This window comes from Lysinibacillus sp. OF-1 (assembly GCF_028356935.1).
Taxonomy (GTDB): Bacteria; Bacillota; Bacilli; order Bacillales_A; family Planococcaceae; genus Lysinibacillus; species Lysinibacillus fusiformis_D.
In genome coordinates this window covers 2,722,663-2,749,401 of the sequence record NZ_CP102798.1, presented here as the reverse complement: position 1 = coordinate 2,749,401, position 26,739 = coordinate 2,722,663, and the positions used below count along the sequence as shown (strand labels likewise).

Below are 26,739 nucleotides of genomic sequence, written 5' to 3'. Positions count from 1 at the left end.
CTCCTCTGTAAAACAATATCTCAAATTCGAGATATTATTCTTGCAATGTTATCACTTGCGTGGTAAAGTGATAACTGAAGGGAGGATGAAGTCATGAGAAATCATACATTAGGCACATTAACATGGATTCGTATGATGCGCTTTACAACGCAAAGTAACCAGTTATCGAATGAATTTTTAAAGCGTTTCGATTTAACAACGGCACAATTCGATGTGTTAATCCAAATCCAAACGTATGCACCGATCACTCAATCTCAATTAGCAGAGAAAGTAACAGTTACACAAGGTGGCATGTCTCGCATGCTTGCCCGACTTGAAAAAGAGGGACTAATCGAGCGTAAACAAAATTGGAAGACCAAAGCTATCTCATTGACGGCAAAAGGGGAGCAAATGATTGATGCAGCAACACCAAGTCAACTTCACTTCCAATCCTCATTTTTTGAAGAAGTATTATCAGATGAAGAAATAAAATCTTTATATAAAGTGATGACAAAGCTTGAAAAGCATAGCCGAGAAAAAAAATTGCCGCCCGTGTAATTTTTTTTACAACATCACTTGCTTAGTCAAGTGAAAAAGGAGGAACAGTAGGATGAATAAATTAAATGGACACCATCATATATCCATGCTAACGAAAAATGGCAAACAGAATAATCATTTTTATACAACTATTTTAGGGTTACGACGTGTGAAAAAAACAGTGAATCAAGACTCACCATCTATGTATCACTTATTTTATGGTGACTTAACTGGAGCAGCTGGTACAGAATTAACATTTTTTGAAATGCCCGTTGCAGGACGTACAGTGCGGGGCACGAATGCTATTACTCGTATTGGCTTACTTGTACCTAGCTCCGAAAGCTTACTATATTGGAAAGAACGCTTTCAACAGCTAGAGGTAGAACATAGCGATATCACTACTTATGCAGGCAAAGAGGCTTTGTTTTTTGAAGATCATGAGGGATTACGAATGGTGCTGTTAAATCATCAGGGGCATGATACGCCTGCACAATGGCAAGCATGGGATGGCAATGATATACCGGAGGAACATCGTATTTTAGGTATGGGGACTGTTGAAATCACTGTACGCTATTTACAAAGAACCGTGAATTTACTACAAGATTTATTTCACTATACAGTTGTTGCAGAAACGGACAAAGAAACGATTCTGCAATCGATAGAAGGAGAAGTGCTTGGAGAAATTGTCGTCAAAGAATTAGAAGGGCCAAGCGAGAAACCTGGTAAAGGCAGTATTCACCATCTTGCATTACGTGTAGCAACGGTCGAGGAATTACAGGAATGGGATACGAAAATTAAGGCACAGGGTTTGGATAGTACAGGTGTCGTCGATCGTTATTATTTCCAAAGTCTTTATTTCAGAGATCGCAACGGTATTTTATTTGAAATGGCGACAGAGGGTCCAGGGTTTACTGTGGATTCAGCAGTCGAAGATCTTGGAAAAGAGCTAGACCTTCCACCCTTTTTAGAAAAGAAACGTGCAGAAATTGAAGCCATTTTAGAACCACTAGAATAAGGAGAGATGAAACATGATGGAAAAATATCGTATCGATCAATCAAAAGGATTGGAATTTGGGCTGTACTCTTTAGGGGATCATATTCCAAACCCATTAACAGGCGAACGTATTTCTGCCCAGCAACGACTAAAAGAGCTAGTAGAGGCTAGTCAATTGGCTGAGCAAGCAGGCATTGATGTATTTGGTATTGGTGAGAGTCATCAATCGTACTTTACAACACAGGCACATACAGTCGTGTTAGGGGCTATTGCACAGGCAACGTCCACTCTTAAATTATCTAGCTCAGCAACTGTATTAAGTGTTTCAGATCCAGTACGTATCTATGAGGATTTTGCCACAATTGATTTAATATCAGATGGTCGAGCAGAAATTGTAGCGGGACGTGGGTCACGTGTAGGAGCTTACCAATTGCTGGGTATTGATTTACAGGACTATGAAGAAATTTTTGAGGAAAAATTAGAGCTACTTATGAAAATCAATGACGAGGAGCTGGTGACATGGGAAGGGCAATTTCGAGCACCACTTCACCATGCACAAATTTTACCACAGCCCAAAAACGGCTCCTTACCGATTTGGCGAGCAGTTGGTGGTCCACCTGCCAGCGCTATTAAAGCAGGATATATGGGAATTCCGATGATGCTTACAACATTAGGTGGACCTGCTATCAATTTTAAACCATCTGTTGATGCCTATCGAGAAGCGGCAGAACGCAAAGGTTTTGACCCAAATGAATTACCTATTGCCACAACAAGCTTGTTTTATGTAGCAGATACAACAAAAGAGGCATTGCAAGGCATGTATCCACATTTAAATGGTGGTTTCCAAGCCATTCGTGGCGGAGGTTATCCAAAGCAACAATTTGCTCAAGCACCCGATACACGTGATGCTTTAATGGTCGGCAGTAAAGAGCAAATTATTGAAAAACTACTTTATCAGTACGAGCTATATGGCATGCAACGCTTTATGGCACAAATCGATTTTGGTGGCGTACCATTTGATAAAATTATGAAAAATATTGAAATCATCGGTCAGGATATTATTCCAGCGATGAAAAAATATACAGCAAAATAAGGAGTGGCTCATCATGAAAATTGTCGCGCTTGCAGGTTCTATTGTCGGCTCTAAAACAAGAACAGCAACACAGAAAATAGTTGAGATGTTACAAGAAAAATATCCACAGCATGAAGTTACATTACTGGATCTTGCTGACTATCAACTAGTTTTTAGTGATGGACGTAATTACTTCGACTACGAAGGCGATACAAAATATGTGACAGAAACCATTATGGCTGCAGATGCAATTGTTATTGGGACGCCAACATTCCAAGCATCGATTCCAGCGACATTAAAAAATATCTTTGACCTTTTACCTGTCAATGCCTTCCGCGATAAAGTCATCAGTGTCATTGTGACAGCGGGTACATCCAAGCATTATTTAATGGTGGAACAGCAACTAAAGCCGATACTAGCTTATATGAAAGCGCACATCGTTCCGACCTATGTATTTATAGAAGAAAAGGATTTTTTACGCAAAGAAATTGTTAACGATGATGTCCTTTTCCGACTAGCACGGTTAGCAGAGGATACAGTCATGGTAGCAGATGCCTTTGCAGAAATTCGGGCAAAAAAAGATGCAGAATATGATTTTTAAAGATTAATAGATGAAACGCTGTGTAAGTAGTCTGACGCAGCGTTTCTTTTTGCGTCTAAGCTAACTATTTGACCATTCAAACCATCGTGCATGCCCATCTGGACGCGGCATTGTACGTATGGATATGATAGTACCTTGATCTATAAAATCTTGATGAAGTTTTGTATCAAATAAATTGTTATAGCAATGATAAAGAGGCCTCCCCATGCTAATTTCTTTTAATTGCTCTATTAATTTATGACGTAATTCAATGGGGATTTGATTTGCGACATGTGTATGATAAATCACTAACATCGCCTCTTGCTCAATTATTCGACTAAGCTTTTTAATCAGTTGAATCGCATCCCCTTTTATTAACTGAATATCTAATTGATTGATGATGGGGAGGGCCTGTTGGAATAATATTCTACGTTCATGATGTTCAGGCCAAATTAACGCTTGAAGCCATTGACTTTCTACTTTATTTCCAAGATTAATTGGGTTTAAATCGATCCTATTCTTTGACAAACAATAGGAGATTGGGAAAGGGAGGTAGGCAGTGTTTCACCACGATTTTCCGAGAATAACATATAATCATTTTCCGTATTGATAATGGATAATTGTTGATTGTAGCAATAATTGTAGTGATCCATACCAAGCTGAAGTCCTGCACTTGCGCCTATTTCAATGAAAGCCAATGGTTGTTGATGTTTGGCATAGATTTCAGTCATCATTGGGTAGAGATAGGCACAACGTCGAATTTCATTTGTTTGTACAAGCTTTTCTTGAAACAATGTCGTTAATTCATTTGTATGTGATAGTACGAATGCTTTAAAAATAGGGAACACCTCCTGTATTGGATGAGGGGAGGGTGTTAAAGATGCATAATAATTGGTCAAAGGATCATTGGATGTAGCTAATAAATAATGAACTGCTGCCAACAATAAATTGGGCGCAGGCTGATCCTGTGGGATTGAGGAGGCAATGTCTAACAAATCTTCATCATTGGCAATTTTAGTAGCTAAATGTTCATAAAGGGGGCTTGAGCCTTGACATTCCTGTTGAGCAAACATCTGAAATTGACGACTTAATATAGTGTGCGGCATATGATTCTCTCCTTTTTACATACATAATCAAGTTCATCATCAGTCTAATCTTATTGTATAATTTAGTAAATTAAATATATTTAATAAATTTAATTAATATTTTTAATCACTGAGGTGAGATTTTGGAATATAAATGGTTACAATCTTTTATCGTCGCAGCCCAGACTTGTAATTTTCGTACAGCAGCGGAACAACTTCATTTATCTCAACCAAGTATTACGGTTCATATTCAGCAGTTAGAAGAATTTCTGCATGTACAATTATTTAAGCGCGAAAAAAATCGTGTGCAATTAACAGACGCTGGAAAGCTTTTTCAAGTAGAGGCACAGCAAATGGTCAATCAGTGGGAACAAAGCATTGAACGTATTCGATTAGCAAGTAAAGGTATTCAAGAAAAAATCATTATGGCTATGACCCCGTTAATGGTTGAAACGATTCTGCCGCATGTGATCTATCAATTTATCAATGACAATCCTTCACTTGAGATATCAATTTTAGTAGAGGATTCAGCTAAAATAGAGGATTTAGTCAATCAAGATCAAGCTCATATTGGTATTTCATTATTACCAACACGTTATCGACATTGGCATCAAGAGCTGCTGATTGATAGTCCATTAGAGTTAGTAATCCCCCTAGATGCCTATGATGATGAAACAGGCACTTAAATTGATTATGAGGAGTTATTTCAAACGTATACTTTATTTACGCATCATCATCCAACAATTTGGGGAGAGCTATTACGTAAATTAAGAGAAACATATATTTTAACGAAGCAAGTATCCATTTCTCAATCTTATGTGGTAAAAAGGCTAATAAAGGATGGGTTGGGGATGTCGTTTTTACCTCGTATGATTGTGAGAAAAGAACGGATGGAGGGACGGTTTAATATAGTTCCTTTTGAAGATTTCCCATTACCGAGTGTACCCGTATACCTCTTTTATAAGGAATCTACACAAGTACCAGATGGATTATTAGATTTATTGCAAACAAGAAATTATTTATAATTCACAAGATGGTCAAAAATGATTTTGAAATGATGCTGTTCAGTGTAAGGGTTTTCATAGACTTTGTCGAATTGTGGTATGATCGTTTTTAAAGAGTAGGAGGTCAATAAACATGGTATTTTCTCTATTTAAAAAAAAGAAAGAACAACAGCAGCTAAAAAATAGAGTGGAGTTTTGTATCACTAATTTATCACTTGGTGCGGCAGATGCGTATGATGAATTAGTAGAACGGGATGATATTGAGATAGAGGAATCTGGTTGTACATCTCACTGTGAAATCTGTGAGCAAAGTATTTTTGCGCTAGTTAATGGAGAAGTCGTGACAGCAGAGGACGCAGAGACATTGGTGCAGGCTATTGATGAAGAATTAAAACAAAACCCACTTTTCTAATGAAAAAACAGCTTGCGGGATAACAAGCTGTTTTTTTACTGCAAATCAATTTACCAACCGCGCACGTATTGTACGGGAGGTTGTACTTCTTCGCCTAATTCTTTAGCCGCATGAAGTGGCCAATAAGGGTCTCGTAATAAAACGCGTGCTAAGAAAATTAAATCTGCGCGATTATTTTGGAGAATTTCTTCCGCTTGAACAGCTGTTGTAATAAGTCCAACTGCACCAGTAGGGATGTTTGCCCCATGCTTAATGGCCTCTGCATGCGATACTTGATAGCCTGGAAAGACATGAATAGCTGCTGGTACAACACCGCCTGTTGATACATCAACCAAATCAACACCTTGAGATTTCATCCAGCGACTAAAAACAATAAAATCTTCCATTGTTGTGCCATCCTCAGCGTAATCTTCTGCAGATACACGTACCAATAATGGCCCATCCCACACACTGCGAATCGCATCGATAACTTGACGAAGGATACGATAACGGTTTTCCTGTGAACCACCGTATTGATCTTGACGTTTATTTGTCGCAGGTGATAAAAACTCGCTAATTAAATAGCCGTGTGCCCCATGAATCTCGAGCACATCAAAGCCAGCCTTTGTGGCACGAACAGCTGCTTGTTTAAACGCTTCTATTACATAAAGAATGTCCTCTTCTGTCATTTCTATTGGTGTTTTATAGTCTGAGCTAAAGGCAATAGCTGATGGAGCAAAAATTTCGCCATCCACCGTTGCTTTGCGACCAGCATGTGCAAGCTGGATGCCTGTTTTAGCGCCGTAAGCCTTCATCCCTTCAACTAGTTGACTTAATCCCTCAATATGTGCATCATCCCAAATGCCTAAATCCTTATTGGAGATGCGGCCTTCTGGCACAACACCAGTAGCTTCCAAGATGATTAACCCAACTTGACCAGCTGCTCGTGTCGCATAATGGACTAAATGAAAAGGTGTCACCATGCCATCGTCTTGCGCTGAATACATGCACATAGGTGCCATAACAACGCGATTTTTTAAGGAAATGGATTGTAATGCATATGGTTCGAATAATTTACTCAAAATAAAGCCCCCTAATTCCTAGTGATACACTCTATTTTGCACATAATATTAACCATTTGCAAGTGAACGAGATCGAGCTTCCGCTTCTTTAATACATGCTTCGATGGCTTCATTAAATTGATATTGCTCTAGTGCCTGAATACCAGCCTCCGTCGTACCGCCAGGGCTCGTTACTTTTTTCCGCAAAACATCCGGCTCATCTACCGATTGCTTGAGCATTTCAGCAGTACCTGCCAGTGTTTGAGTCATTAGTAATCGTACAGTATCTTTAGAAAGACCAACTTTTGTTCCTACTCTTTCAAAGGCTTCCATTAAATAATAAATATACGCAGGACCACTACCAGAAAGGGCTGTAACTGCATGTAATTGATCCTCATCGACTTCAATAACGGAGCCGACAGCCTCTAATAACTGGAGGAAAAGAATACGCTGTGCCGCCGACACCTCATTATTGAATGCTATCCCACTTGCTGACATACCGATTGTGGCAGATGTGTTAGGCATCACCCGTGCAATTGGACGACTTCCTAAAAATTTAGTAATCGTCTCAATAGCAATACCGGCTAGAATCGACAGAACGGCAGAGTGCGTTGTAATTTTAGGTTTTAGATCGCGCATGGCTGCAACAGCATCCTTTGGCTTCATTGCTAAAATGATAAGATCTGCCTGTTGATAAATGGCTTGATCAAACAGGCACTGGACTCCATATGTTTCGTGTAAGAACTGTAAACGTTCTTTGTCAGAGCGATTGGTGACATAGATTTCCTGTGGTGTAAACACCTTTTGTTTTATCCAGCCCTGCATCAATGCTTCTGCCATTGAGCCTGCACCGATAAATACTATTTTTTTCATAAACAAAACCTCCAGTTCAAAATAAAAAAGCGCTCTCGTCCTTATCTTGAAGGACGAAAACGCTCTCGTTTCCGCGGTACCACCTTTGTTTGCCAATTGTTGGCACAACTCTTAGCCCTCTTATCGCAAGGGAAACGGTTATGTTTGCATAACTGCTCAGAAGTAGGTTCGGTAATGGGAGCGGGTGATGTTACTCTCAGCAAATGTAACACTCTCTAACACCTTCACCAGTTACGTACTCGGCTTCTTCAACGCACAAAAATAATTAGATTATTCAAAATTATAGTGAGGAATTAGCAAACTGTCAACAGGAGGATGACGAAAACAGAAAAAACTTGTAAAATAGAATGAATCAGTATTCACTAGCTCGTAAAAAGGGGGAGACAACTTTGTCTATAGTCAAAATAGAAATTCCAACACCCTATGAAGTAGGAGATGTCAATGCATTTATTGTAAAGGGCGATGCACTCAGCATTTTTGATGTTGGACCAAAAACGATGGAAGCCTATGATGCTTTGAAATGGGGAATTCGAGCAGCTGGCTTTGACATGCGAGATATTGAACAGGTTGTGTTAACCCACCATCATCCTGACCATGCAGGATGGGTCGATGCCTTTCCACATGCAGAAATTTTGGGGCATGCCTATAATGATAAATGGCTTCGTCATGATGAAGCGTTTTTAAGCTATCACGAGCAATTTTACAGTGAGCGTTTATTAGAGCATGGGGTACCACAAGAATATATTACAAAAAGTGTACATGTTCGTCGTGAATTAGAGCTTGTGGGTGAGCGCCCATTGACACAAATTTTGGTGGATGGAGACGAAGTGCCCGGTCATCCAGGATTAAAGGCAATAGAAACATTAGGTCATGCACAAAGCCATTTTATTTTCTGGGATGAAAAAACGCATCATGTTATTGGGGGCGATTTATTACTCGAAAAAATAACGCCCAATCCATTAATCGAGCCACCATTAGATCGTACATTAGGACGTCCAAAATCCTTACTGCAATACAATGAATCACTCGAAATTCTACGCCAATTACCCATCAAAATGATGCATACAGGGCATGGGGCCGATTTAGAGGATATTCCTTCTTTAATTGATAAACGATTAGAGCGCCAGCATCAGCAATCATTGAAAGTTAATGAGTTGCTAGGTGACGATCAATTAACGGTTGTACAAGTAACAAAACGCTTGTATCCAGCCATATTCCAGCATCAGCTAGGATTAACCTTGTCCAAAACACTAGGGCATTTAGATTATTTAGAAGCCAATGATTATATTAAATCAACGAAGACCGAAGCAGGTATCTATTTATTTCAAAGGAAGTAGGTTTACACATGAATAAATATAAAAAGACGATCTTCGTGACAGGTGCAACAAGTGGTGTAGGTTTAAAAACGACAGAATTACTTGTAGCTCAAGGGCATACAGTTTATGCCACGGGTCGTAATGCTGTTGCACTAAAGGTGCTAGAACGTTTAGGAGCTCACGTTATCCAAGCTGATTTAACCAATTTACATACACTCGATGATGTTTGTTCACAGCTCCCACCCATTGATGTGGCGATTCTTTCAGCAGGTGTAGGGAAATTTGCTGTAGCCCCCGCTTTAAAGGATGTGGATATTGCTCAAATGATTGAATTGAATGTAAGTGTACCGATTTACCTTGCCAAACGATTAGCTTCTGCAATGATGGCACAACAGCATGGTCATCTAATTTTTATTGGGTCACAGGCAGGAAAGGTAGCAACACCGAAAGCGAGTGTTTATGCTGCTACCAAGCATGCCATTGTCGGTTTCACGAATGGACTTCGTATGGAGTTAGCTCCATACAATGTGAAAGTAACCGCCATCCACCCAGGTCCCATTGATACACCATTTTTAGATAAGGCAAATGATGCAGGTGGCTACAGAGAGTCCTTAGGAAGATTTTTATTATCCGCAGAAGAAGTGGCACAAGCTACAGTTCAAACAATTGACCGTCCAGTTCGTGAGGTAAATTTACCAAGGATCATGGGATTATCGAGTAAATTATATGCACTCGCACCTGCAACCATTGAATTTCTAGGCAAATCATTTTTCAATAAAAAATAGCAATAATCAGACTGTCGCCATGCTCCCTATGTATGGCGACAGTTTTTTTCATACTTACCTGAAATTGTTGATATAGTAGGGAAGATGAAGCTAAAAAAGGAGAATACAATGTACACTATTGGACAAGTTGCTAAATTTTTAGGCATTTCTAGAGATACGATAAAATTTTACGAAGAAAAGGGATTGGTAAAGCCTCAGCAAAATAAAGGAAATGGCTACAGAAGCTATACCCATTTTGATATCTATGACCTAACAACGGTCAATTTTTATCGAGAAATTGATTTGGAAATCAAAATAATACAGGAATTAAGAAGAGGCAAGAGTATCGAGGGCATTCGCTCATTATTAGAAGAAAAAGAGCAGGGAATGTTGGAGGAGATTGCCTATAAAAAACGACAATTAAAAAAGTTACAAAGGGTCAAGGAAGATTGCGAAAAAATTAAGCAATGTTTAGGAACATACAGTATAAAAGAAATGAAACCACTAGAGATAATGGGAGAAATAGATCATTATACCGCTTATGATGAATATGACATTCTAAAAGAAAACACCGATAATTTTAAAAAAGCAGTGGTCCTTACATCATTAAGAAGAGTAATACGGTTTAATGATGAAGGGATACTAGAAGAACAATTTATAATTACCAGAAAAGTTGAAGATGATGACAAGGCAATAGCTGGGGAAATTCGAGCCTATCCAAAATGTCTTTATACAATCATTGAAGATGGTAGATGGTCTACAGGTGGTAAAAATACGGACGATCAAGTGGAAGCCAGTATGAGAAAAGTAGCCGAGGAAATGGGCTATGAGCTGTTAGGGCTTGTGTATATCAATCTACTGCTAGTTACGTATGAAGAAGGGCTGGAACGTATTTTTTTAGAAATGTATGTGCCAATAAAGTAAAAATAGAGATAGATGATTGACCTGTGAGCAACCCCCAGGTTTATGCTGAAGTTCAGTGCAATGAAATGGGGGATCAACATGAATAGAAATAAGAAGCTAAAAAGACCTGTAGCGAGTTTTATTGTCTTAACCAATGTCATTTTTTGGCCGCTTTTTTGTCTTGTAGGAGCTGTCAAGCTGTTAGGGTTTCCAACGTGGGTTTTCGATGTAATACGCTGTCTATCAGCATGGTCATCAACCTTTGCCTTCGCTATATTATTTCCGAAAATATATCCTGGACAGAGCTTTCTACACTTTGTGAAACAAAAATTTAAGAATAGGTTGAACGGATCGGTGATTTTTTCAGTGCTGACGATTCAAGTCGTCATTTTTATTATTATTTTGAGTCTAGTTATGAATAATCATCAAACAGATTCTATTTTTACAATCTCTTCTTGGGTTATACTGAGCTATTACTTTTTTAGAAATCTTTTATCAGGACCATTAGGTGAAGAATTGGGATGGAGGGGTTTTGCCCTGCTGGAGCTTCAAAAGAAGTATTCCGCATTAGTCGCCTCTATCATCATCGGGTTTTGGTGGGGGCTATGGCATTTACCGATATGGCTTACGACTGGCTTTATGGGCATGGATTTACTCCAATATAGTGGCTTCTTTATGATAGCCATCATAGCGACGAGTATTATTATGGCAGGATTTTATAACATCAATCAGAATTTAATCATCCCCATCATCATTCACCAATTCTTTAATTTTTTTATTGGTTTAGTGAACGGGCATCTCGTTGATTTAATGATGTATAATGCCATTTTATATTCAGTAGCCGCCCTGTTATTGATCATCATTAATCCAAAGAATGCATTGTACAAGACAAAATCAATTAAATCGTGAAAAAAAAATCCCGTTTTCTACGGGGTTCTTTTTTATTGATACATTTATATAGTATACATTTATGCCTTTAGTGAAAAAACGCTTATTCGAGTAAATATTCATACTTTCTCCAATGATTTGATGGATTGGTTGACGTTCGCTTAACTAGTAAAATAAATGTCTATGAATTTATAAAAATACACTTGTATTTATTTTTATAACATGATACTATTCGTGTATAAACTTTTAAATGAATGTATAAAAATACATATAGATAGAGCAATGGAGGCGCATTTTTAATGGCAAATAAAAAAGTTGTATTAGCTTACTCAGGCGGACTTGATACTTCGGTAGCAATTCCATGGTTAAAAGAACAGGGTTGGGATGTAATTGCGGTATGCCTTGACGTTGGTGAAGGGAAAGACCTTGAATTCGTAAAAAATAAAGCTCTTCAAGTAGGAGCTATTGAATCTTATATGGTAGATGCAAAGGATGAATTTGCTGAAAATTATGCATTAATTTCATTACAAGCCCATACTTGGTATGAACAAAAATATCCATTAGTATCAGCACTTTCTCGCCCACTAATCTCAAAAAAATTAGTAGAGATTGCGAACCAGGTCGGTGCGGATGCCGTTGCACATGGTTGCACAGGAAAAGGTAATGACCAAGTTCGTTTTGAAGTGTCTATTAAAGCATTAAATCCTGATCTAGAAGTATTAGCACCAGTACGTGAATGGGGCTGGAGTCGTGACGAGGAAATTGAATATGCGATGAAACATAATGTACCAATTCCAGCAACATTGGATTCACCATTTTCAATTGACCAAAATTTATGGGGACGTGCCAATGAAGCAGGAATTATGGAAGATCCATGGGTATCTCCACCAGAGGAAGCTTACGGCTTAACTGTTTCTGTTGAAAATGCACCAAATGAAGCAGAATATGTGGAGATCGAGTTTATAGCTGGTAAACCAGTAGCATTAAACGGAAAAGAAATGAAGCTAGCAGATTTAATTCAAGAATTAAACGCAGTAGCAGGTGCGCATGGTGTAGGACGTATCGACCATGTAGAAAATCGTCTCGTTGGTATTAAATCACGTGAGGTTTATGAAATCCCAGGAGCAAAAGTGCTGTTAACAGCGCATAAAGAGCTTGAAGATTTAACACTTGTAAAAGAATTAGCACACTTCAAGCCAGTGATTGAGAAAAAATTATCTGAATTAATTTACGATGGGTTATGGTTCTCGCCATTACGTGATGCACTTGAAGCATTCCTTGCGCAATCACAACAATATGTAAATGGTACAGTACGTGTGAAACTGTTCAAGGGGCATGCGATTGTAGAAGGACGTAAATCACCAAATTCACTATACAATGAAAAGCTAGCAACATACTCGAAGGAAGATCAATTCAATCACGCTTCCGCTGTAGGCTTTATCGAGTTATGGGGTCTACCAACCGTAGTGAACTCATCTGTTAATAAAAAATAATATTTAACAAGCGAGGTGTGGGAAGGCATTATGCTTTCACTACACCTTTCAATAAGAAATAAAGGAAAAGGTGAGCTGACATGACAAAACTTTGGGGTGGACGTTTCCAAAAATCAGCAGAAGCATGGGTAGACGAATTTGGGGCATCCATTGGCTTTGATCAGCAACTTGTGCTAGAGGACCTTGAAGGTAGTGTTGCACATGTCACAATGCTTGGTGCAACAGGAATTTTACCTGTAGCTGACGTAGAGGCCATACTAGGTGGTCTTGCCCAATTAAAAGAAAAGGCAATCGCAGGTGGGCTTGAATTTAGCGTTGCCAATGAAGATATACACTTAAATTTAGAAAAGATGCTGATTGATTTAATTGGTCCTGTTGGTGGCAAGCTACATACAGGTCGTAGCCGTAATGACCAGGTCGCGACGGATATGCATCTTTTCTTGAAAAAGCGTGTGCAGGAAGCAATTGATTTAATCGTGACGTTTCAACAAACATTAGTAGAGAAGGCTCAAGAACATATTGAAACGATTGCGCCTGGTTATACACATTTACAACGTGCCCAGCCAATATCCTTTGCGCATCATTTAATGGCGTACTTTTGGATGCTAGAGCGTGATAAACAACGCTTTACAGAATCCATCAAGCGCATTGATATTTTGCCATTAGGGGCAGGGGCTATGGCGGGAACGACTTTCCCAATCGACCGCTTAAAATCCGCAGAATTACTTGGCTTTAGTGAGGTATATGCCAACTCTATGGACGCTGTGAGTGATCGTGATTTTATTGTGGAATTTTTAAGTAATGCATCCTTGTTAATGGCGCATTTATCACGCTTTGCTGAGGAAATTATTATTTGGTCTACAGATGAATTTAAATTTATTGAATTGGATGATGCCTTCTCTACAGGTTCTTCCATTATGCCACAAAAGAAAAACCCTGATATGGCAGAGCTCATTCGTGGGAAAACAGGGCGCGTTTACGGGAATCTAATGGGCTTATTAACCGTGTTAAAGGGCACACCTTTAACGTATAACAAAGATATGCAGGAGGATAAAGAAGGCATGTTCGATACTGTGCATACCATTCTTGGTTCACTGAAAATCTTTGAAGGCATGATTCGTACAATGACCGTCAATACAGAACGTTTGCATCAAGCTGTCCATGCTGATTTTTCAAATGCAACAGAGCTAGCAGATTATCTTGCGACAAAAGGTATGCCATTCCGTGAGGCACATGAGGTGACAGGGAAGCTTGTCTTCACGTGTATTCAAAAGGGGATTTACTTATTAAATTTACCACTGGAAGAAATGCAGCAGGAAAGTGCACTAATTGAAGCAGATATTTATGATGTGTTAGCGCCAGAAGCGGCTGTTCGACGCCGTCATTCCTTAGGTGGAACCGGCTTCGAACAAGTGAAGATCCAAATTGACAAAGCAAAAGCCTGTCTTGTAAAACATTAATTGTTGCGTGCATGTCCTTGTGACTTTTGCATAGATATTCATTAAAGCTGTCCAGTGAGGCACTATGAAAACCTATATCCTTTTTCAACTAAGCCAGAGGGTGACGTGAAAAAGAGACCCTTACATACGTGAAGGACAATCCCCAATTCTGGAGACGCGGAATTGGGGTTTTTGTATAAGAAAATGGTGGGAGGAATCCAGTAAATGAATGAACGTTTTACAAAGGGGCTTGACACAATCAAACAATATATGACTGAGGAAGAAGTAACACAGATGATTACATCCGATCCATTAGCCGATGTGGCACCTGATTTACGCAAAATGATTATTGAATTTGCTTATGGTGATGTCTATGCACGACCAGGATTGGAGGCCAAAAATCGAGCACTTGTCGTGATAACAGCAGTTGTCACACAAGGTGCTGCGCCGCAAACAAAAACCCATATCCAACGAGGATACCATGCAGGCTTAACACAAACAGAAATTGTCGAGGCTCTGTTACAATTAGTGCCCTACATCGGTTTTCCAAAAGTGCAAAATGCCTTAACCATTGCACAGCAAGTCTTTGCAGAAAAAATTTGAAGCATGAATAAAAAATCAGGCAAAGGTTCATAATAAGTTCGGAAACACTTATTAATCTAATATGATGGGGAGGATGCAGAATGAGTAATAGTCAAACACCCAAAGACCAAGAATCTCAGGAAAGTCCGCCACAACTGGTTAAGGTTGAAGCTTCTTAAAACTTAAGCCTAAAGGTGAAACAGAATTGATCTGCTTCGCTGTAGATTAAGTTGAAGCGTAAACCTACTAGTAAAAAATCAAATAGAAGCAATAAGTGTCCATGGATCCAGAATTATTCTGGGTCCTTTTTGTGGTTCACTGTTAACAATCTAATTGAGGGTGAGAAGCAGAGAGAAAGGCGCTCCTACTAGGGTAATAAAATTCATAAGGAAGGCAAAATGCACTCACCCAAGCCAAGACTCCACCCCTTTCAAAGGTAAAACATCATATAAGACATTCACATAGGTGAGTTAGTCACCTTCATCATTACCTTCATTTGACATTTTGAGAAATCTGTATTACTCTATACATAACAGATTCTGTTTGGGTATTAACAATACAGATTGGAGGAGCGATATGCAAATACGGTTAGATCCAAATAGTGAATTGCAGCTTTATAAGCAATTAGCCAATCAATTAATTGAATTCATCGCAAAAGGTGAACTGAAAAATGGTGATACATTACCAGCGGTGCGTGCGATGGCTACGGATTTAGGTATCAATGTAAGCACAGTGAGTAAGAGCTACCATGAACTCGAGGAAAAAGGGTTAATCGAATTAAAACCGAAAGCGAAGGCAGTCATTATTGGTGGGCAAAAGCGAGAGCTGGAAGAAACAGAGGTTGAAAAAGTGGAAAATGCTTTAAAGCCAATTATGGCGGAAGCTTTTGCACGTGGGTTTGAAAAAGAACAAATAACAAGTTTGTTCCAGCGAATTTTAAAACAATGGAAGTAGGGGTAGTATGCTTATAATAGTAGGCATCTTTATCATTGTTGGTATTTTGGAAACCATGACACCACATTTAACAAGAAAAACGAATGTTTTTGGTGTTTCCATACCAGAACCTTATGTCAAGCATCCTCAATTACAGCTTTGGAAGAAGCGTTATAGTCAAATTATCGGAGGAATTGCAGGCTTATTTTTACTAGGTCAAATCGGATTCTCTTTGTCGCCTATGCAAGAGGAGAAAACGTCTTTAATCTCCTTTATCCTTTTGTATGTCATGCTCCTGCTATCATCTGGTCTTTACATGAGTTACCATGTTAAAACGAAAAATTTAAAGGGACAGGAACAATGGGAAACAAACATTAAAACGGTGCATGTAACAGACTTAACAATCCGCCAAAAAGATGAAACACTATCGCCCTTATTTTTTAGTTTACCTATCATCATGACACTGGCATTGATTGTTTTTACGTACATGAATTATGACACCATTCCAGCAATTTTTGCCACGCATTGGAATGGTGCAGGGGAGGCGGATGGTTGGACTGAAAAAACTAGGCTCTCCGTCATCAGTATGCCACTGATATTATTAGCGATACAAATTAGCTTTTTCATCATGGGCCAAGGGATGAAAAGTGCCAAAATTCAATTGAGTGCACAGGCTAGAGAAGCCTCAGTTCATCGGGAACTGACTCAACGCAAATATGGTAGCTGGTATTTAGCAGCGATTAATTTTAGTATGACGATTCTATTTATTGCTTTACATTATACAACCGTTATTTTACATGACCAAACAGCCCCATACTTTTTCCCTCTTTTTCTTGTCTTTAATATCGTTACATTAGGTGGCTTACTAGTATTAATTTGGAAGCTCAGTAAAAGCAATGAACGTTTTGATGAGGTACATACAAATGAAACAGCTGCGGCAGATGATCAATACTGGAAATGGGGGATTTTTTATTGTAACAAAAACGATCCATCCTTATTAGTGCCGAAAAAATTTGGAATCGGATGGACTGTCAATTTTGCGAATAAATGGAGCTACATCATAATCGGTATTACCTTATTGCCAATTTTATTGGTGATCTTCATATAGAGAGGAAGATTGGATGAAAAAATGGTTATTGTTATGTTGCACATTGTTACTTTTAAGTGCCTGTGGGCAAAAAGAGGTCACTGCGGACAATCAAGAGACAAAGGGGCAAAGTGCAATGAATGAACAGTTTATCGGAAAATGGGAGGGAAATATTGAAACGCCTAATGGAGCACTGCCAATTATCGTCGATTTACAGAAGGATAGTGGTACATTATCTGTTCCAGCACAAGGTTTATCTAATTTTCCATTTCAAAGTGTCAAGTATACAGATGACAATGTAAAAATATCTATTCATTTGAACGGCTCTGTTATTGCGATAAACGGCATATTAAAAAATGAACAAATAGAGGCTACATTTCAACAAAATGGTGGGAATTTCCCCCTAATTTTAACGGCTTATAAAGAGCAGCCCGTTACCTATGAAAAACTAAAAATTCCTGTTCAACAGGGAGACTTAACAGTTGCTTTACAAAAAGCGAGCACGTCGCCATCGCCTGTGGCTCTCATTATAGCAGGCTCTGGGCCAACTGATAAAGATGGTAATTCTGCTCTAGCTGGTAAAAATAATAGCTTAAAAATGCTGGCGGAAGGTTTAGCACAAGAGGGCATTACGACGGTTCGCTATGATAAGCGAGGACTTGGTGATAATCAAGCGCTCTTAACAAAGGAAGAAGATGGGACGTTTGATCAATACGTGGATGATGCAGTACAAATCCTACAAACATTGATGGCGGATAAAGCTTATACAAGTGTACACGTGATTGGTCATAGTGAAGGCTCACTCATTGGTTTGCTAGCAGCTCAAAAAACAGGGGTAGCGTCCTTCGTCTCTATCGCAGGTGCTGGAAGACCATTGGACGTAGTACTCTTAGAGCAATTAAAAGGTCAGTTAGCACCGAAGCTTTACAATGAATCAACGGATATTTTGACAGCTTTAAAGCAAGGCAAGCAGGTGACAACTGCTTCGCCAGAGCTGCAAGCCCTCTTCCGTCCATCTGTTCAGCCTTTCCTGATTTCCTTGCTAAAGTACCATCCTGCTGACGAGTTGGAGAAAGTAAAAAGCCGTGTATTAATCGTACAAGGAACAACGGATTTACAAGTAAAGGAAGTCGATGCCGAGGCATTAAAGAAAGGCAAACCAGAGGCGAAGCTACTTTATATGGAGGGTATGAACCATGTATTGAAAAAGGCTCCAGCAGATCGTGCAGGAAACTTAGCAACCTATTCAGACCCTTCATTGCCATTACATGAAAAATTACTACCAGCGATTCAGCAATTTATTAATGAAGAGTAGGATGATGAACGATGAGTATCTTTGTATATGGAATTATCATGCTGCTATTTCTGACCTTTGCCATTGTGCTGTCCCAAGGGAAAGGAGCGTTTTTAATCGCAGGATTTAATACGATGCCAGAAGAAGAAAAAAAGCAGTATGATGAGCAAGCATTGGCGAGATTTATGGGGAAAATGATGTATGGCTACTGCTTTTGTGTGCTTTTATGGATTCTTAATGAACTTTTTCATACACAGTGGTTATTTTTTAGTATCGGACTTGTTCTTTTCGTAGCATTGACGATCTTTTTAATGATCTATGTGAACACAGGCAATCGTTTCAAAAAATAAGAAGGATATAAAATGGACTTGGTCAATGCAATGACAAGTCCATTTTGTTTGGCTACATTTGAAGGAAATGCATTTTATCTATGAGAATTATTATCAATTAGTGGGATTTCTGTTAAACTAGAGACATGCTATTGGTTAAACTAGAAGGAGTGCTTGAGCTCGATGAAATTAAGTGATCATATACTTTTATGGAATCACGCATACATCAAAATTATGGATGTACGATTGACAATGATGGAGCAGGGAGAGGATTTTGGTCCCTATCGATTGCCGACCAGTGCCTTTCTCTATACAAAAAGAGGGAATGCTCAAATCTGGCTGGATAAAAACAGACATCTGGTACACCCGTTTCACGTCCTGCATGCAGGAAAAGGGGTGGATGTAGAGATTGTAGCGGAGAAAGAGTTTGAATACTTTATGATTTTCTATAAGGCAATACTTCCGTTACCTCATCGCCAAGAAATGGTAGCCTTGATGGAAAATCATAATCCTTTCCACTATCAATATGCTTTTGTGCCAGCTCATCCTCTTGCATTACTTGACAGAGCAGAGCAGATGAAGATAGTTTGGCAACAGGCCCATGACAAAGAGCTGAAAAATTTACATATAAAATCATTATTCTATCAATTTATCTATGAATTATTGCGGCAAATGCATGGACAGGGAATTCATCCCGTAAAGCCAGATATGGTGGCGCAGGCAGTTCGCTATATAGAGGAACATGCGCATATGCCTCTAACACTAGACATCATAGCGCAAGAGTTAGGCTGTAGCATTGGTTATTTATCAAAACTGTTTAAAGAAAAAATGCATACAAGCCCGATTCATTATTTAGGTGAAATGCGTGTCAATAAAGCAGCGGCATTACTCGTGCAAACAGATGCTACGTTGCAGGAAATTGCGGAGCATGTCGGTTATCCTGACGGTCATTCCTTGAGCCGAAGCTTTAAACGATACAAGGGTGTATCTCCAGCACAATTTAAAGTGGCATGGAGGCAAAAGCGGCAACTGGAAGATGAAGAATTGCCACTTTGGAAAAGAAGATATGCTATTCTCCCAAAACAATTCGAGTGTTATATTGATGATGAAATTGAAAATCATTATCAACGAAAGGGAGTAAATGAAATGTCGAAGTACAAAAATATGAAAGTAAAGGCTATGACGTTGTTTATGTGCCTATCATTGCTGCTAGCAGCATGCTCAAATACAAATGGAGCCTCATCATCGACAAATCAAGTGGAATCACAAGCGAATAGTGGACAAGAGGCTGTACAAGAAGGAAAGACAAGAATTGTTTCGACGCCTAGAGGTGATGTAGAAATTCCAGCTCAGCCACAGCGTGTAGCGGCTGATCAATATATGGGGCAGCTTTTAAAGTTAGGAATTATTCCAGTTGGTGTCCGCGAAGGCATGTTAACGGAAGGTTGGATTGAGAAAGCGGGGATTCCTCAAGAAACGCTCGCTAAAATCGAGAATTTAGGTGGCTTCCCAATGAATCCTGAAAAACTCATTATGCTAGAGCCCGATTTAATCATTGGGTCGATTGAGAAAAATATTGAACAATATGAAAAAATCGGCTCTACTGTTTTTATTCCTTACTGGGAAGAGCTTTCGACGGCAGGGCCGTTAGAAAAATTTAGAAGAATTGCTGAGGTATTTGGAAAAGAGCAAGAAGCTGAGTTATGGATAGAAGAATATGAACAGAGGGTAGAAGATGCTCGAAAACAAATCGATGGCATCATTAAAGAAGGTGAAACGGTATCAGTCGTGCAATTAAGCCCTACAGGTTTATTTGTGTTAGCTGCTGAGGGAGGGAATTATGGTAGTAACACCATTTATCAGATGTTGAAATTACCTCCAACAGAGCAAGCTTTAAACATGAAAGAGGGCTTTGAAAATATCTCATTAGAGGTATTGCCACAGTATTTAGGCGATCATGTATTTGTCTATGTCAATTCGCAAGAAGATGCAGAAGAAATTTTGAATAGTCCGATTTGGCAGGGAGCACCTGCTGTTAAAAATGGCAATGTTTATATGTATGGTGAGTTCGATGATGAGTTTGTCATGGAAGATCCTTACTCTTTAGACCTACAACTTGAGAAAATTGTCAAAGTTTTATTGGAGAAAAAAATAAAAAGCAAGTAAAACCTGCATTCATTTTGCAATAAAGTAGAGCTATTTTCTGATGAATGGCCGTTTGTATAAATTCATCCTAGCTGGTCATAATAAAGAAGATTTCACTTATGAAATCTATAATGATGAGGAGGATGAAAAATGAGTAGGTTCGAACAATTAGATCCAAAATCTCAAAAAATCCACCGCAACTGGTCAAGGATTAAGCGATCCAAATCGCAAGTAAATGGTGAAACGGAGATAACTCTCCATAATCGCCTCTTGCGAAGTGAAGCAAAGGCCCGTCAGTTTTAATCATGTTAGAAAAGTAAGTGTCATCAAGCCCAGAAAAAATTCTGGGTTTTTTTATGGATAAAAATAGAAGGCGGAATGTATTATAATACGTTATAAGGAAGAAAAGGGGAGGAAGGCTATGAATATTACTATTCCAACTTATTTACAGTCATATGCAGAAAATGTTGAACAGCTAGAGGCAGTTGAATCACAGTTACAGCTTTGTTCCAGCACAGGGAATAAACAGTTTGAAATTTGGTACTATGGAGATTTACTAACAATCGAAGGTGAGGCATTGCCTTTCATTACTGGAGCAACCGCTAGAATCGTTGCAAAAGACCCTTTAACGGCGGAGGAAATTTTGCTATTTGATGCAACCCTACATGGCTATAATGCGCTATTTTGTGATGAATTTACGGAGGAGCAGCGTATCCATCGTCCACTACGGAAATATCTTTTGCCCACAACAGAAGTTGTCCTATCATTTTTCTATAATATTGACTATGACGAAGAAGCAGAAGACTATGAGGTAGATGAACATGGCAATGTACAGCTACTCAACGGAGAAACAGCAGATTGGGAGACGATAAAAAGTATTGGCTATGATGCCTTTGCTTTTTATGGCAAATCAGAAGATGGTACACTGCTAGCATTTGCACAGGAAGAATTAGCCTAGCATGAAAGGAACATAGAAAAATGCAATTCATCTCATATACACAAGATTTAGCGAAGCAAATTCATCAATATCAATCAAACAATGCATTTTATCGGAACATTATGAAAACAGAAGAGCCAGTGAATATCGGTTTCATCTATATTGAGCCAAATGGGGTAGTTGGTATGCATGAAGCCCCTGTTCCTCAGCTTTTTATCGTGATGCATGGCGAAGGCTGGGTTCGTGGTGAAGATGATGAAAAAATCACCATAAAATCTGGACAGGGTGTACTTTGGCATCAAGGGCAGGCGCATGAATCTGGTAGTACGACAGGCTTGACAGCACTTGTGATCCAAGCTGAGCATATACATCTTACATAAAAAACGTGTGTAACGGTAGGAGGGGAAGGCATTGAGCAACACAGAAAAATGGAACAAATGGTTGAAAGACTATGGGTTAGCACATAAGGCTGAGCAAATAGCAGCTTATACTAGAAGCTCTATACGTATGGTAGCTAAGCAAAATGCTGATGAAGAAATTCCGATTGGCCATTCAAAAATAGGTGGCTGTCCGGATGTTCCCACAGATTTTGTGTGGCCATATACGAACGATAAGAGACCGTTGTATTTCCTTTGCCAACTACATGTAAAGGATATCAAACCTTACGATACCAACAATTTATTACCTACAGATGGATTATTGTCCTTTTTCTATGATGCAGCCGAGCAACCATGGGGATACGATCCGAAAGACTATGATGGCTTCAATGTTTTCTATTTCACAGAACCAGTTAGTAGCCTTACAAGAATAAAAATACCTGCTATCTTACTCAAACATGGCGACATTGCCAGTGCAAGTCTGCAGTTTAAAAATGAATGGACACTCCCGCCCTGGGAATCTCCATTTTGGGATGATTTAGAAGAAACTCTAACGGAAGAGGAAGCAGATAATTTGAGAGACCTTGCATATGAATCGATGGAAGAAGCTGATGCAAATGGAGCCGTTCATCGCATAGACGGTTTTCCAGATGCTATTCAAGGGGATATGTACTTACAATGTCAGCTTGTCTCCAATGGCTTATATTGTGGCGATTCAACTGGCTATAATGATCCCCTTCGAAGGGAATTAGAGGCTGGGGCAACAGACTGGCGATTATTGCTTCAACTTGATTCAGAAGAAGAGCTTGGATATATGTGGGGAGATAGCGGTAGATTGTATTTTTGGATTCGTGAGGATGATTGCCAAAAGACCCGCTTTGATCAGACATGGGTTGTCTTACAATGCTTTTAAAAACAAAGGGGGATAACGGTTGTCAAAGCAACCGTTATCCTTTTTCATGTTGTTTCACCATTTTCACTGTTTTAAGCGGATAACCATCGAAACACTCATCGAATTCTACTAGCTTTTCGAACCCCTTTGCCTGATAAAAATGCATACCAATTGTATTTTCTTTTGCTACACAAACAAATAATGACGATAGGCTGGGAAGCATGTTTAGCCCTCTTTGTAAAAGAGCTGAACCGATACCACTCCCCTGGCTATCAGGATGCAAGTAAATGGCAAGCAGCTCTGCCTCACCATGTGTAACATTTGAGAAATTAGCAAAGCCTACTAGCGATTCATCGACGATTGCGACTAAAAATAGGCTAGTAGTGAAGCGCTGTGTTAAACGGTTACTGCTATACGCCATTTGTAAAAAGCGATCTTGAATATCACGAGGGATGATTCCTTCATATGTATGGTGCCAGCTTGTTCTAGCAATTTCTTGTACAAAAGTAATGTCATTTTCTAGCATCTGTCGTATAATAAATGTCAACACTTTTCACCTGAAATTCCAATTTTTATCTTTATTGTAACATTCAATCAGTCAAAAGGGGGTCACTTTCATGCAAGTAGTGGAAAAAGCATTTGGCTATATTACGAGAGAGCATGAAGAACAATTACAAGTGCTCGTATTTGAACAGAATTCAGTTGGTGCAGGTATTCAAGTGCCCAAAGGTACAGTAGAAGAGGGCGAAACACCTTTAGAAGCTGTGAAGCGTGAAATGTTGGAGGAGACTGGTCTAACAACACTTGTCGTTCAGAGGTTAATTGCACAGGACTATTTTAATCATCCGTCAGGTATTTTACAGAAACGTTATTTTTATCATTTAACATCCGATGAAACACAAGATTCATGGCAACATCATCCAACGGGCTTAAATGAAGCGGATTTAATTTTTTCATTTTATTGGATTTCTGCTGAGCAAGAAGCGCTACTAGCAAAGGGGCATGGTGATTATTTATACCGTGTGTTAGGAAAGGTGAAAAATTGAACGTAGGATTATAAAGATGCGGTGGCATGACTACTTTAGCTATTAACAAATAGAAAACCCTAACTATGATAAAACACGCAATGAGTGTTTCGTAAAATAGTTAGGGTTTTTCAACGGTCTCTTTCAGGTTGGTTCAATCAAGCCTTGGCCACAATCTCTAAGGCTTGTGCAAAATCAGCGATTAAATCATCTACATGCTCAAGTCCCACTGAAAATCGTAAAAGTCCATCTGTGATGCCGCGTTTTGCACGCTCCTCAGGCTCCATAGCAGCATGACTCATCTTTGCTGGGTAGGAAAGAATTGATTCCACACCCCCAAGAGAGACCGCGAAAACAGGAATTGTCATTGCTTCGACTAATGCTTTTGCGGCTGCATAATTCGGTAAACGGAAAGACAAAACAGCCCCACCACTTGTACTTTGGCGCTGATGAATGTCATACCCTGGATGTGAGGCAAGTCCAGGATAGTAGACTTGCTCAACCAGTGGATTTGTAGTTAAAAATGTTGCAATTTTTTGTGCAGATTCAGCAGAGCGACTAAAGCGCACATCTGTTGTTTTGATATTTTGTAGCAGTGTGAAAGAATCTTGTACACCTAAAATATTGCCAAAAGAATTTTGGATAAAGTATAGCTCTTGTCCTAGCTTGTCATCTGCTGTAACTGTTAAGCCAGCAATAATATCAGAATGACCAGATAAGAACTTAGTTGCACTATGAATGACGACATCAACTCCAAGTTCTAGTGGACGTTGGTGTAACGGTGTCATAAAGGTATTATCTAAAAATGTCAGACATTGGTGTTGTTTCGCTAGTGCCACCACGCCACGAATATCTGTGATGCCTAATGTCGGATTTGATGGTGTTTCCATATAAAGCAGCTTCGTAGCTGGCGTTATTGCTGCTTCTACTGCTGCTAGATCCGTGAAATCTACAAATGTATGGGAAATCCCAAAGCGTGGTAACACCTTTGTCACAAAACGATAGGTTCCACCATAAACATCCTCGGTCATGACGATATGGTCCCCTTGGGATAACAGCATTAACGCTGCTGATACCGCTGCAATGCCCGAAGAAAAGGCATGAGCGCGAACACCACCTTCAAGTTCTGTCACAGCTTTTTCTAATGCGTCTCTCGTAGGGTTGCCTGAGCGAGCATAATCATATTCTCCAAACTCATCCATACTTTCTTGATGGAAGGTAGAGGACAGATACATGGGAACATTGACAGCCCCTTTTTTATTACCATAGCCATCACGAACACCTGCATGAATGAGGCTCGTTTCAATACGTTGCTTCATAAATTATGCCTCCTTTCTTAGGATATCGAATACTTGTTGTAAGTCTGCAATTAAATCTTCTGCTTCCTCAATACCGACAGAGAATCGAAGTAAACGATCACAAACGCCACGTTCAACACGCTCTTCATATGGCATATCTGCATGTGTTTGTGTGGCAGGATATGTAATAAAGCTTTCCACACCGCCAAGACTTTCAGCAAAAGTAATTAACTTTAAGTGACGAAGGAATGGGTCAATCCACTCAGGTTTTTGCAAGCGGAATGACAGCATGCCACCTTTTCCTGTATAAAGTACATCAGTCACTAATGCTTCTTCCTCTAAATAAGCAGCAATGGCTTTTGCATTTGCATCATGCTGTTTTAATCGGAGATGTAAAGTTTTTAAACCGCGAATAAGTAACCACGAATCCATAGCGCCTAGCACCATACCACTGCCATTATGAATAAAGCCAATGCGTTCAGATAATTCCTTACCTTTAGCCACAACTAAACCAGCTAAAACATCATTATGACCACCGATATATTTTGTAGCAGAGTGAAGGACAATGTCTGCCCCTAATTCGATAGGGCGTTGGAAGTATGGTGTATAGAAGGTATTATCTACAATTAACCAGGCTCCATGTTTATGGGCTAACTCTGCATACACTTGTAAATCGAATTCCTGCATAAGTGGATTTGTTGGGGTTTCAATGAATAACGCACGAGTATTTTCAGTTATTAATGCTTCCACCTGTTCAACCGATTCAAACTTTGAATAAACAGGCTTGATATTATAGGTTTCTTGGAAGAAGTTAAATAGTCTATAGGTACCGCCATATAAATCATCAGGCACGACTAACTCATCGCCTGGTTTAAATAAGGATAACACCAATTGAATAGCAGCCATCCCTGAACTACAGGCAAAGCCCATATCGCCCCCCTCTAAATCAGCAATCCCTTCTTCTAAAAGAGCACGTGTAGGATTTTTTGTACGTGTATAGTCAAAGCCAGTAGATTCCCCAATTCCAGCATGTTTATAAGCAGTCGATAAATGGATCGGCGGGCTCACAGCACCTGTTATGGGGTCACTTAAATTTCCTAGTTGTACAAGTTTTGTTTCAATACTTCTGTTTAATGTCATGACGTCACTCTTTTCTCCAATATTATTAAAAGCGACAATTTTCGCTTTCAATTTATTAGTATTCTCAATAATTGTTACCAATTTAACATGGATACTAAAGAAGAACAAGGGTGTTTTCTGAAAATTAGCTAGATTATTTATAGTTAATCACGTAGGAATAGTAGGAGATTGATTATTAAATTATGAGCAACAATGTGTGGGAGCTTCTAGTTAAGTTAACAGGATAGAGCAGAGAAAGTGGAGGATACGCATAAAGTTGGTGGATAGAATAAGAAAAGCAGCGGATAGAACGCGGAAAGAGATGGATAGAACAGAGAAAGA

27 protein-coding genes and 2 pseudogenes are annotated in these 26,739 nt (G+C 39.2%); 23 read left to right on the top strand and 6 right to left on the bottom strand.

The genetic code is table 11. The features are described from left to right. The first annotated feature begins 93 nt into the window (after window positions 1-93). The 4 genes from NV349_RS13355 to NV349_RS13340 are packed head-to-tail and all read left to right on the top strand — an operon-like array spanning window position 94 to window position 3,183. Complete coding sequence (locus NV349_RS13355; RefSeq protein ID WP_036120090.1) at window positions 94-537, top strand: MarR family winged helix-turn-helix transcriptional regulator; 444 nt, start codon at window positions 94-96, stop codon at window positions 535-537. A 52-nt stretch (window positions 538-589) separates the two neighbouring features. Continuing rightward, complete coding sequence (locus tag NV349_RS13350) at window positions 590-1,531, top strand: ring-cleaving dioxygenase (protein WP_036120093.1); 942 nt, start codon at window positions 590-592, stop codon at window positions 1,529-1,531. A 16-nt stretch (window positions 1,532-1,547) separates the two neighbouring features. Further along, window positions 1,548-2,603, top strand: coding sequence for an LLM class flavin-dependent oxidoreductase (locus NV349_RS13345; RefSeq protein ID WP_271913587.1), 1,056 nt, complete (start codon window positions 1,548-1,550; stop codon window positions 2,601-2,603). Window positions 2,604-2,616: 13 nt separating this feature from the next. Continuing rightward, window positions 2,617-3,183: an NADPH-dependent FMN reductase gene (locus NV349_RS13340; RefSeq protein WP_058844525.1), complete on the top strand. Its 567-nt coding sequence runs from the start codon at window positions 2,617-2,619 to the stop codon at window positions 3,181-3,183. A gap of 60 nt (window positions 3,184-3,243) precedes the next feature. On the opposite strand, the pseudogene NV349_RS13335 reads toward NV349_RS13340, so the two are convergent. Further along, a pseudogene (locus NV349_RS13335) lies at window positions 3,244-4,235 on the bottom strand (DUF2332 domain-containing protein). A 155-nt stretch (window positions 4,236-4,390) separates the two neighbouring features. Between NV349_RS13335 and NV349_RS13330 the strand changes: the two are divergent. Both NV349_RS13330 and NV349_RS13325 read left to right on the top strand, forming a co-directional pair. Beyond that, window positions 4,391-5,272: pseudogene (locus tag NV349_RS13330) on the top strand (LysR family transcriptional regulator). Window positions 5,273-5,384: 112 nt separating this feature from the next. After that, window positions 5,385-5,663 (top strand): YuzB family protein, encoded by a 279-nt coding sequence (locus NV349_RS13325; protein ID WP_080717045.1) that lies wholly within the window; start codon window positions 5,385-5,387, stop codon window positions 5,661-5,663. A gap of 50 nt (window positions 5,664-5,713) precedes the next feature. On the opposite strand, the gene namA is transcribed toward NV349_RS13325, so the two are convergent. Both namA and proC read right to left on the bottom strand, forming a co-directional pair. Beyond that, window positions 5,714-6,724, bottom strand: coding sequence for an NADPH dehydrogenase NamA (gene namA, locus NV349_RS13320; RefSeq protein WP_058844528.1), 1,011 nt, complete (start codon window positions 6,722-6,724; stop codon window positions 5,714-5,716). 48 nt (window positions 6,725-6,772) lie between these two features. Next, complete coding sequence (proC, locus tag NV349_RS13315) at window positions 6,773-7,576, bottom strand: pyrroline-5-carboxylate reductase (protein ID WP_058844529.1); 804 nt, start codon at window positions 7,574-7,576, stop codon at window positions 6,773-6,775. A 347-nt stretch (window positions 7,577-7,923) separates the two neighbouring features. Here proC and NV349_RS13310 point away from each other — a divergent pair, with 347 nt between their 5' ends. From NV349_RS13310 to NV349_RS13235, 16 genes are all read left to right on the top strand, one after another. Next, the gene (locus NV349_RS13310) at window positions 7,924-8,913 is read left to right on the top strand and encodes an MBL fold metallo-hydrolase (RefSeq protein ID WP_170829910.1); all 990 of its coding nucleotides are present in this window, start codon (window positions 7,924-7,926) and stop codon (window positions 8,911-8,913) included. A gap of 8 nt (window positions 8,914-8,921) precedes the next feature. Then, window positions 8,922-9,677, top strand: coding sequence for an SDR family NAD(P)-dependent oxidoreductase (locus tag NV349_RS13305; RefSeq protein WP_058844530.1), 756 nt, complete (start codon window positions 8,922-8,924; stop codon window positions 9,675-9,677). Between the two features lie 108 nt (window positions 9,678-9,785). Further along, window positions 9,786-10,580 carry a MerR family transcriptional regulator gene (locus NV349_RS13300; RefSeq protein ID WP_058844531.1) on the top strand — a complete coding sequence of 265 codons (795 nt, stop codon included), beginning with the start codon at window positions 9,786-9,788 and terminating at the stop codon, window positions 10,578-10,580. Between the two features lie 78 nt (window positions 10,581-10,658). Next, the gene (locus tag NV349_RS13295) at window positions 10,659-11,468 is read left to right on the top strand and encodes a CPBP family intramembrane glutamic endopeptidase (RefSeq protein ID WP_036120119.1); all 810 of its coding nucleotides are present in this window, start codon (window positions 10,659-10,661) and stop codon (window positions 11,466-11,468) included. Between the two features lie 278 nt (window positions 11,469-11,746). Beyond that, the gene (locus NV349_RS13290; RefSeq protein ID WP_058844532.1) at window positions 11,747-12,940 is read left to right on the top strand and encodes an argininosuccinate synthase; all 1,194 of its coding nucleotides are present in this window, start codon (window positions 11,747-11,749) and stop codon (window positions 12,938-12,940) included. Between the two features lie 80 nt (window positions 12,941-13,020). Next, complete coding sequence (argH, locus tag NV349_RS13285; RefSeq protein WP_058844533.1) at window positions 13,021-14,400, top strand: argininosuccinate lyase; 1,380 nt, start codon at window positions 13,021-13,023, stop codon at window positions 14,398-14,400. A gap of 204 nt (window positions 14,401-14,604) precedes the next feature. Further along, on the top strand, window positions 14,605-14,982 hold the full coding sequence (locus NV349_RS13280; RefSeq protein ID WP_036120128.1) for a carboxymuconolactone decarboxylase family protein: 378 nt from the start codon (window positions 14,605-14,607) through the stop codon (window positions 14,980-14,982). Window positions 14,983-15,537: 555 nt separating this feature from the next. Further along, a complete protein-coding gene (locus NV349_RS13275) occupies window positions 15,538-15,915 on the top strand; it encodes a GntR family transcriptional regulator (protein ID WP_036120131.1) in 378 nt (125 codons plus the stop codon). 7 nt (window positions 15,916-15,922) lie between these two features. Further along, entirely contained in the window at window positions 15,923-17,002 is a 1,080-nt protein-coding gene (locus NV349_RS13270; protein ID WP_036120134.1) for a DUF1648 domain-containing protein, read from the top strand. A gap of 13 nt (window positions 17,003-17,015) precedes the next feature. Then, window positions 17,016-18,296, top strand: a complete 1,281-nt coding sequence (locus tag NV349_RS13265; RefSeq protein ID WP_082673748.1) for an alpha/beta hydrolase — start codon at window positions 17,016-17,018, stop codon at window positions 18,294-18,296. Window positions 18,297-18,307: 11 nt separating this feature from the next. Then, entirely contained in the window at window positions 18,308-18,625 is a 318-nt protein-coding gene (locus NV349_RS13260; RefSeq protein WP_036120141.1) for a DUF3784 domain-containing protein, read from the top strand. A gap of 162 nt (window positions 18,626-18,787) precedes the next feature. Beyond that, a complete protein-coding gene (locus NV349_RS13255; protein ID WP_271910190.1) occupies window positions 18,788-20,770 on the top strand; it encodes an AraC family transcriptional regulator in 1,983 nt (660 codons plus the stop codon). A gap of 129 nt (window positions 20,771-20,899) precedes the next feature. Further along, on the top strand, window positions 20,900-21,052 hold the full coding sequence (locus NV349_RS13250; protein WP_004231380.1) for a YpzG family protein: 153 nt from the start codon (window positions 20,900-20,902) through the stop codon (window positions 21,050-21,052). 118 nt (window positions 21,053-21,170) lie between these two features. Further along, a complete protein-coding gene (locus NV349_RS13245) occupies window positions 21,171-21,707 on the top strand; it encodes a hypothetical protein (RefSeq protein ID WP_058844535.1) in 537 nt (178 codons plus the stop codon). A 20-nt stretch (window positions 21,708-21,727) separates the two neighbouring features. Further along, complete coding sequence (locus tag NV349_RS13240) at window positions 21,728-22,066, top strand: cupin domain-containing protein (RefSeq protein ID WP_036123245.1); 339 nt, start codon at window positions 21,728-21,730, stop codon at window positions 22,064-22,066. A 31-nt stretch (window positions 22,067-22,097) separates the two neighbouring features. Continuing rightward, the gene (locus NV349_RS13235; protein ID WP_036123248.1) at window positions 22,098-22,976 is read left to right on the top strand and encodes a YwqG family protein; all 879 of its coding nucleotides are present in this window, start codon (window positions 22,098-22,100) and stop codon (window positions 22,974-22,976) included. A gap of 34 nt (window positions 22,977-23,010) precedes the next feature. Here NV349_RS13235 and NV349_RS13230 read toward each other — a convergent pair whose 3' ends face one another. Continuing rightward, on the bottom strand, window positions 23,011-23,505 hold the full coding sequence (locus tag NV349_RS13230; RefSeq protein ID WP_082673749.1) for a GNAT family N-acetyltransferase: 495 nt from the start codon (window positions 23,503-23,505) through the stop codon (window positions 23,011-23,013). A 67-nt stretch (window positions 23,506-23,572) separates the two neighbouring features. On the opposite strand from NV349_RS13230, the gene NV349_RS13225 reads away from it, so the two are divergent. Beyond that, window positions 23,573-24,001, top strand: a complete 429-nt coding sequence (locus tag NV349_RS13225) for an NUDIX hydrolase (RefSeq protein ID WP_036123251.1) — start codon at window positions 23,573-23,575, stop codon at window positions 23,999-24,001. A 137-nt stretch (window positions 24,002-24,138) separates the two neighbouring features. Here the strand turns inward: NV349_RS13225 and NV349_RS13220 are convergent, their stop codons facing one another. Together NV349_RS13220 and NV349_RS13215 are read right to left on the bottom strand one after the other, a co-directional pair. Further along, window positions 24,139-25,299 (bottom strand): aminotransferase class I/II-fold pyridoxal phosphate-dependent enzyme, encoded by a 1,161-nt coding sequence (locus NV349_RS13220; RefSeq protein WP_271910180.1) that lies wholly within the window; start codon window positions 25,297-25,299, stop codon window positions 24,139-24,141. Window positions 25,300-25,302: 3 nt separating this feature from the next. Beyond that, complete coding sequence (locus tag NV349_RS13215) at window positions 25,303-26,418, bottom strand: methionine biosynthesis PLP-dependent protein (RefSeq protein ID WP_058844536.1); 1,116 nt, start codon at window positions 26,416-26,418, stop codon at window positions 25,303-25,305. Window positions 26,419-26,739: the final 321 nt, after the last annotated feature.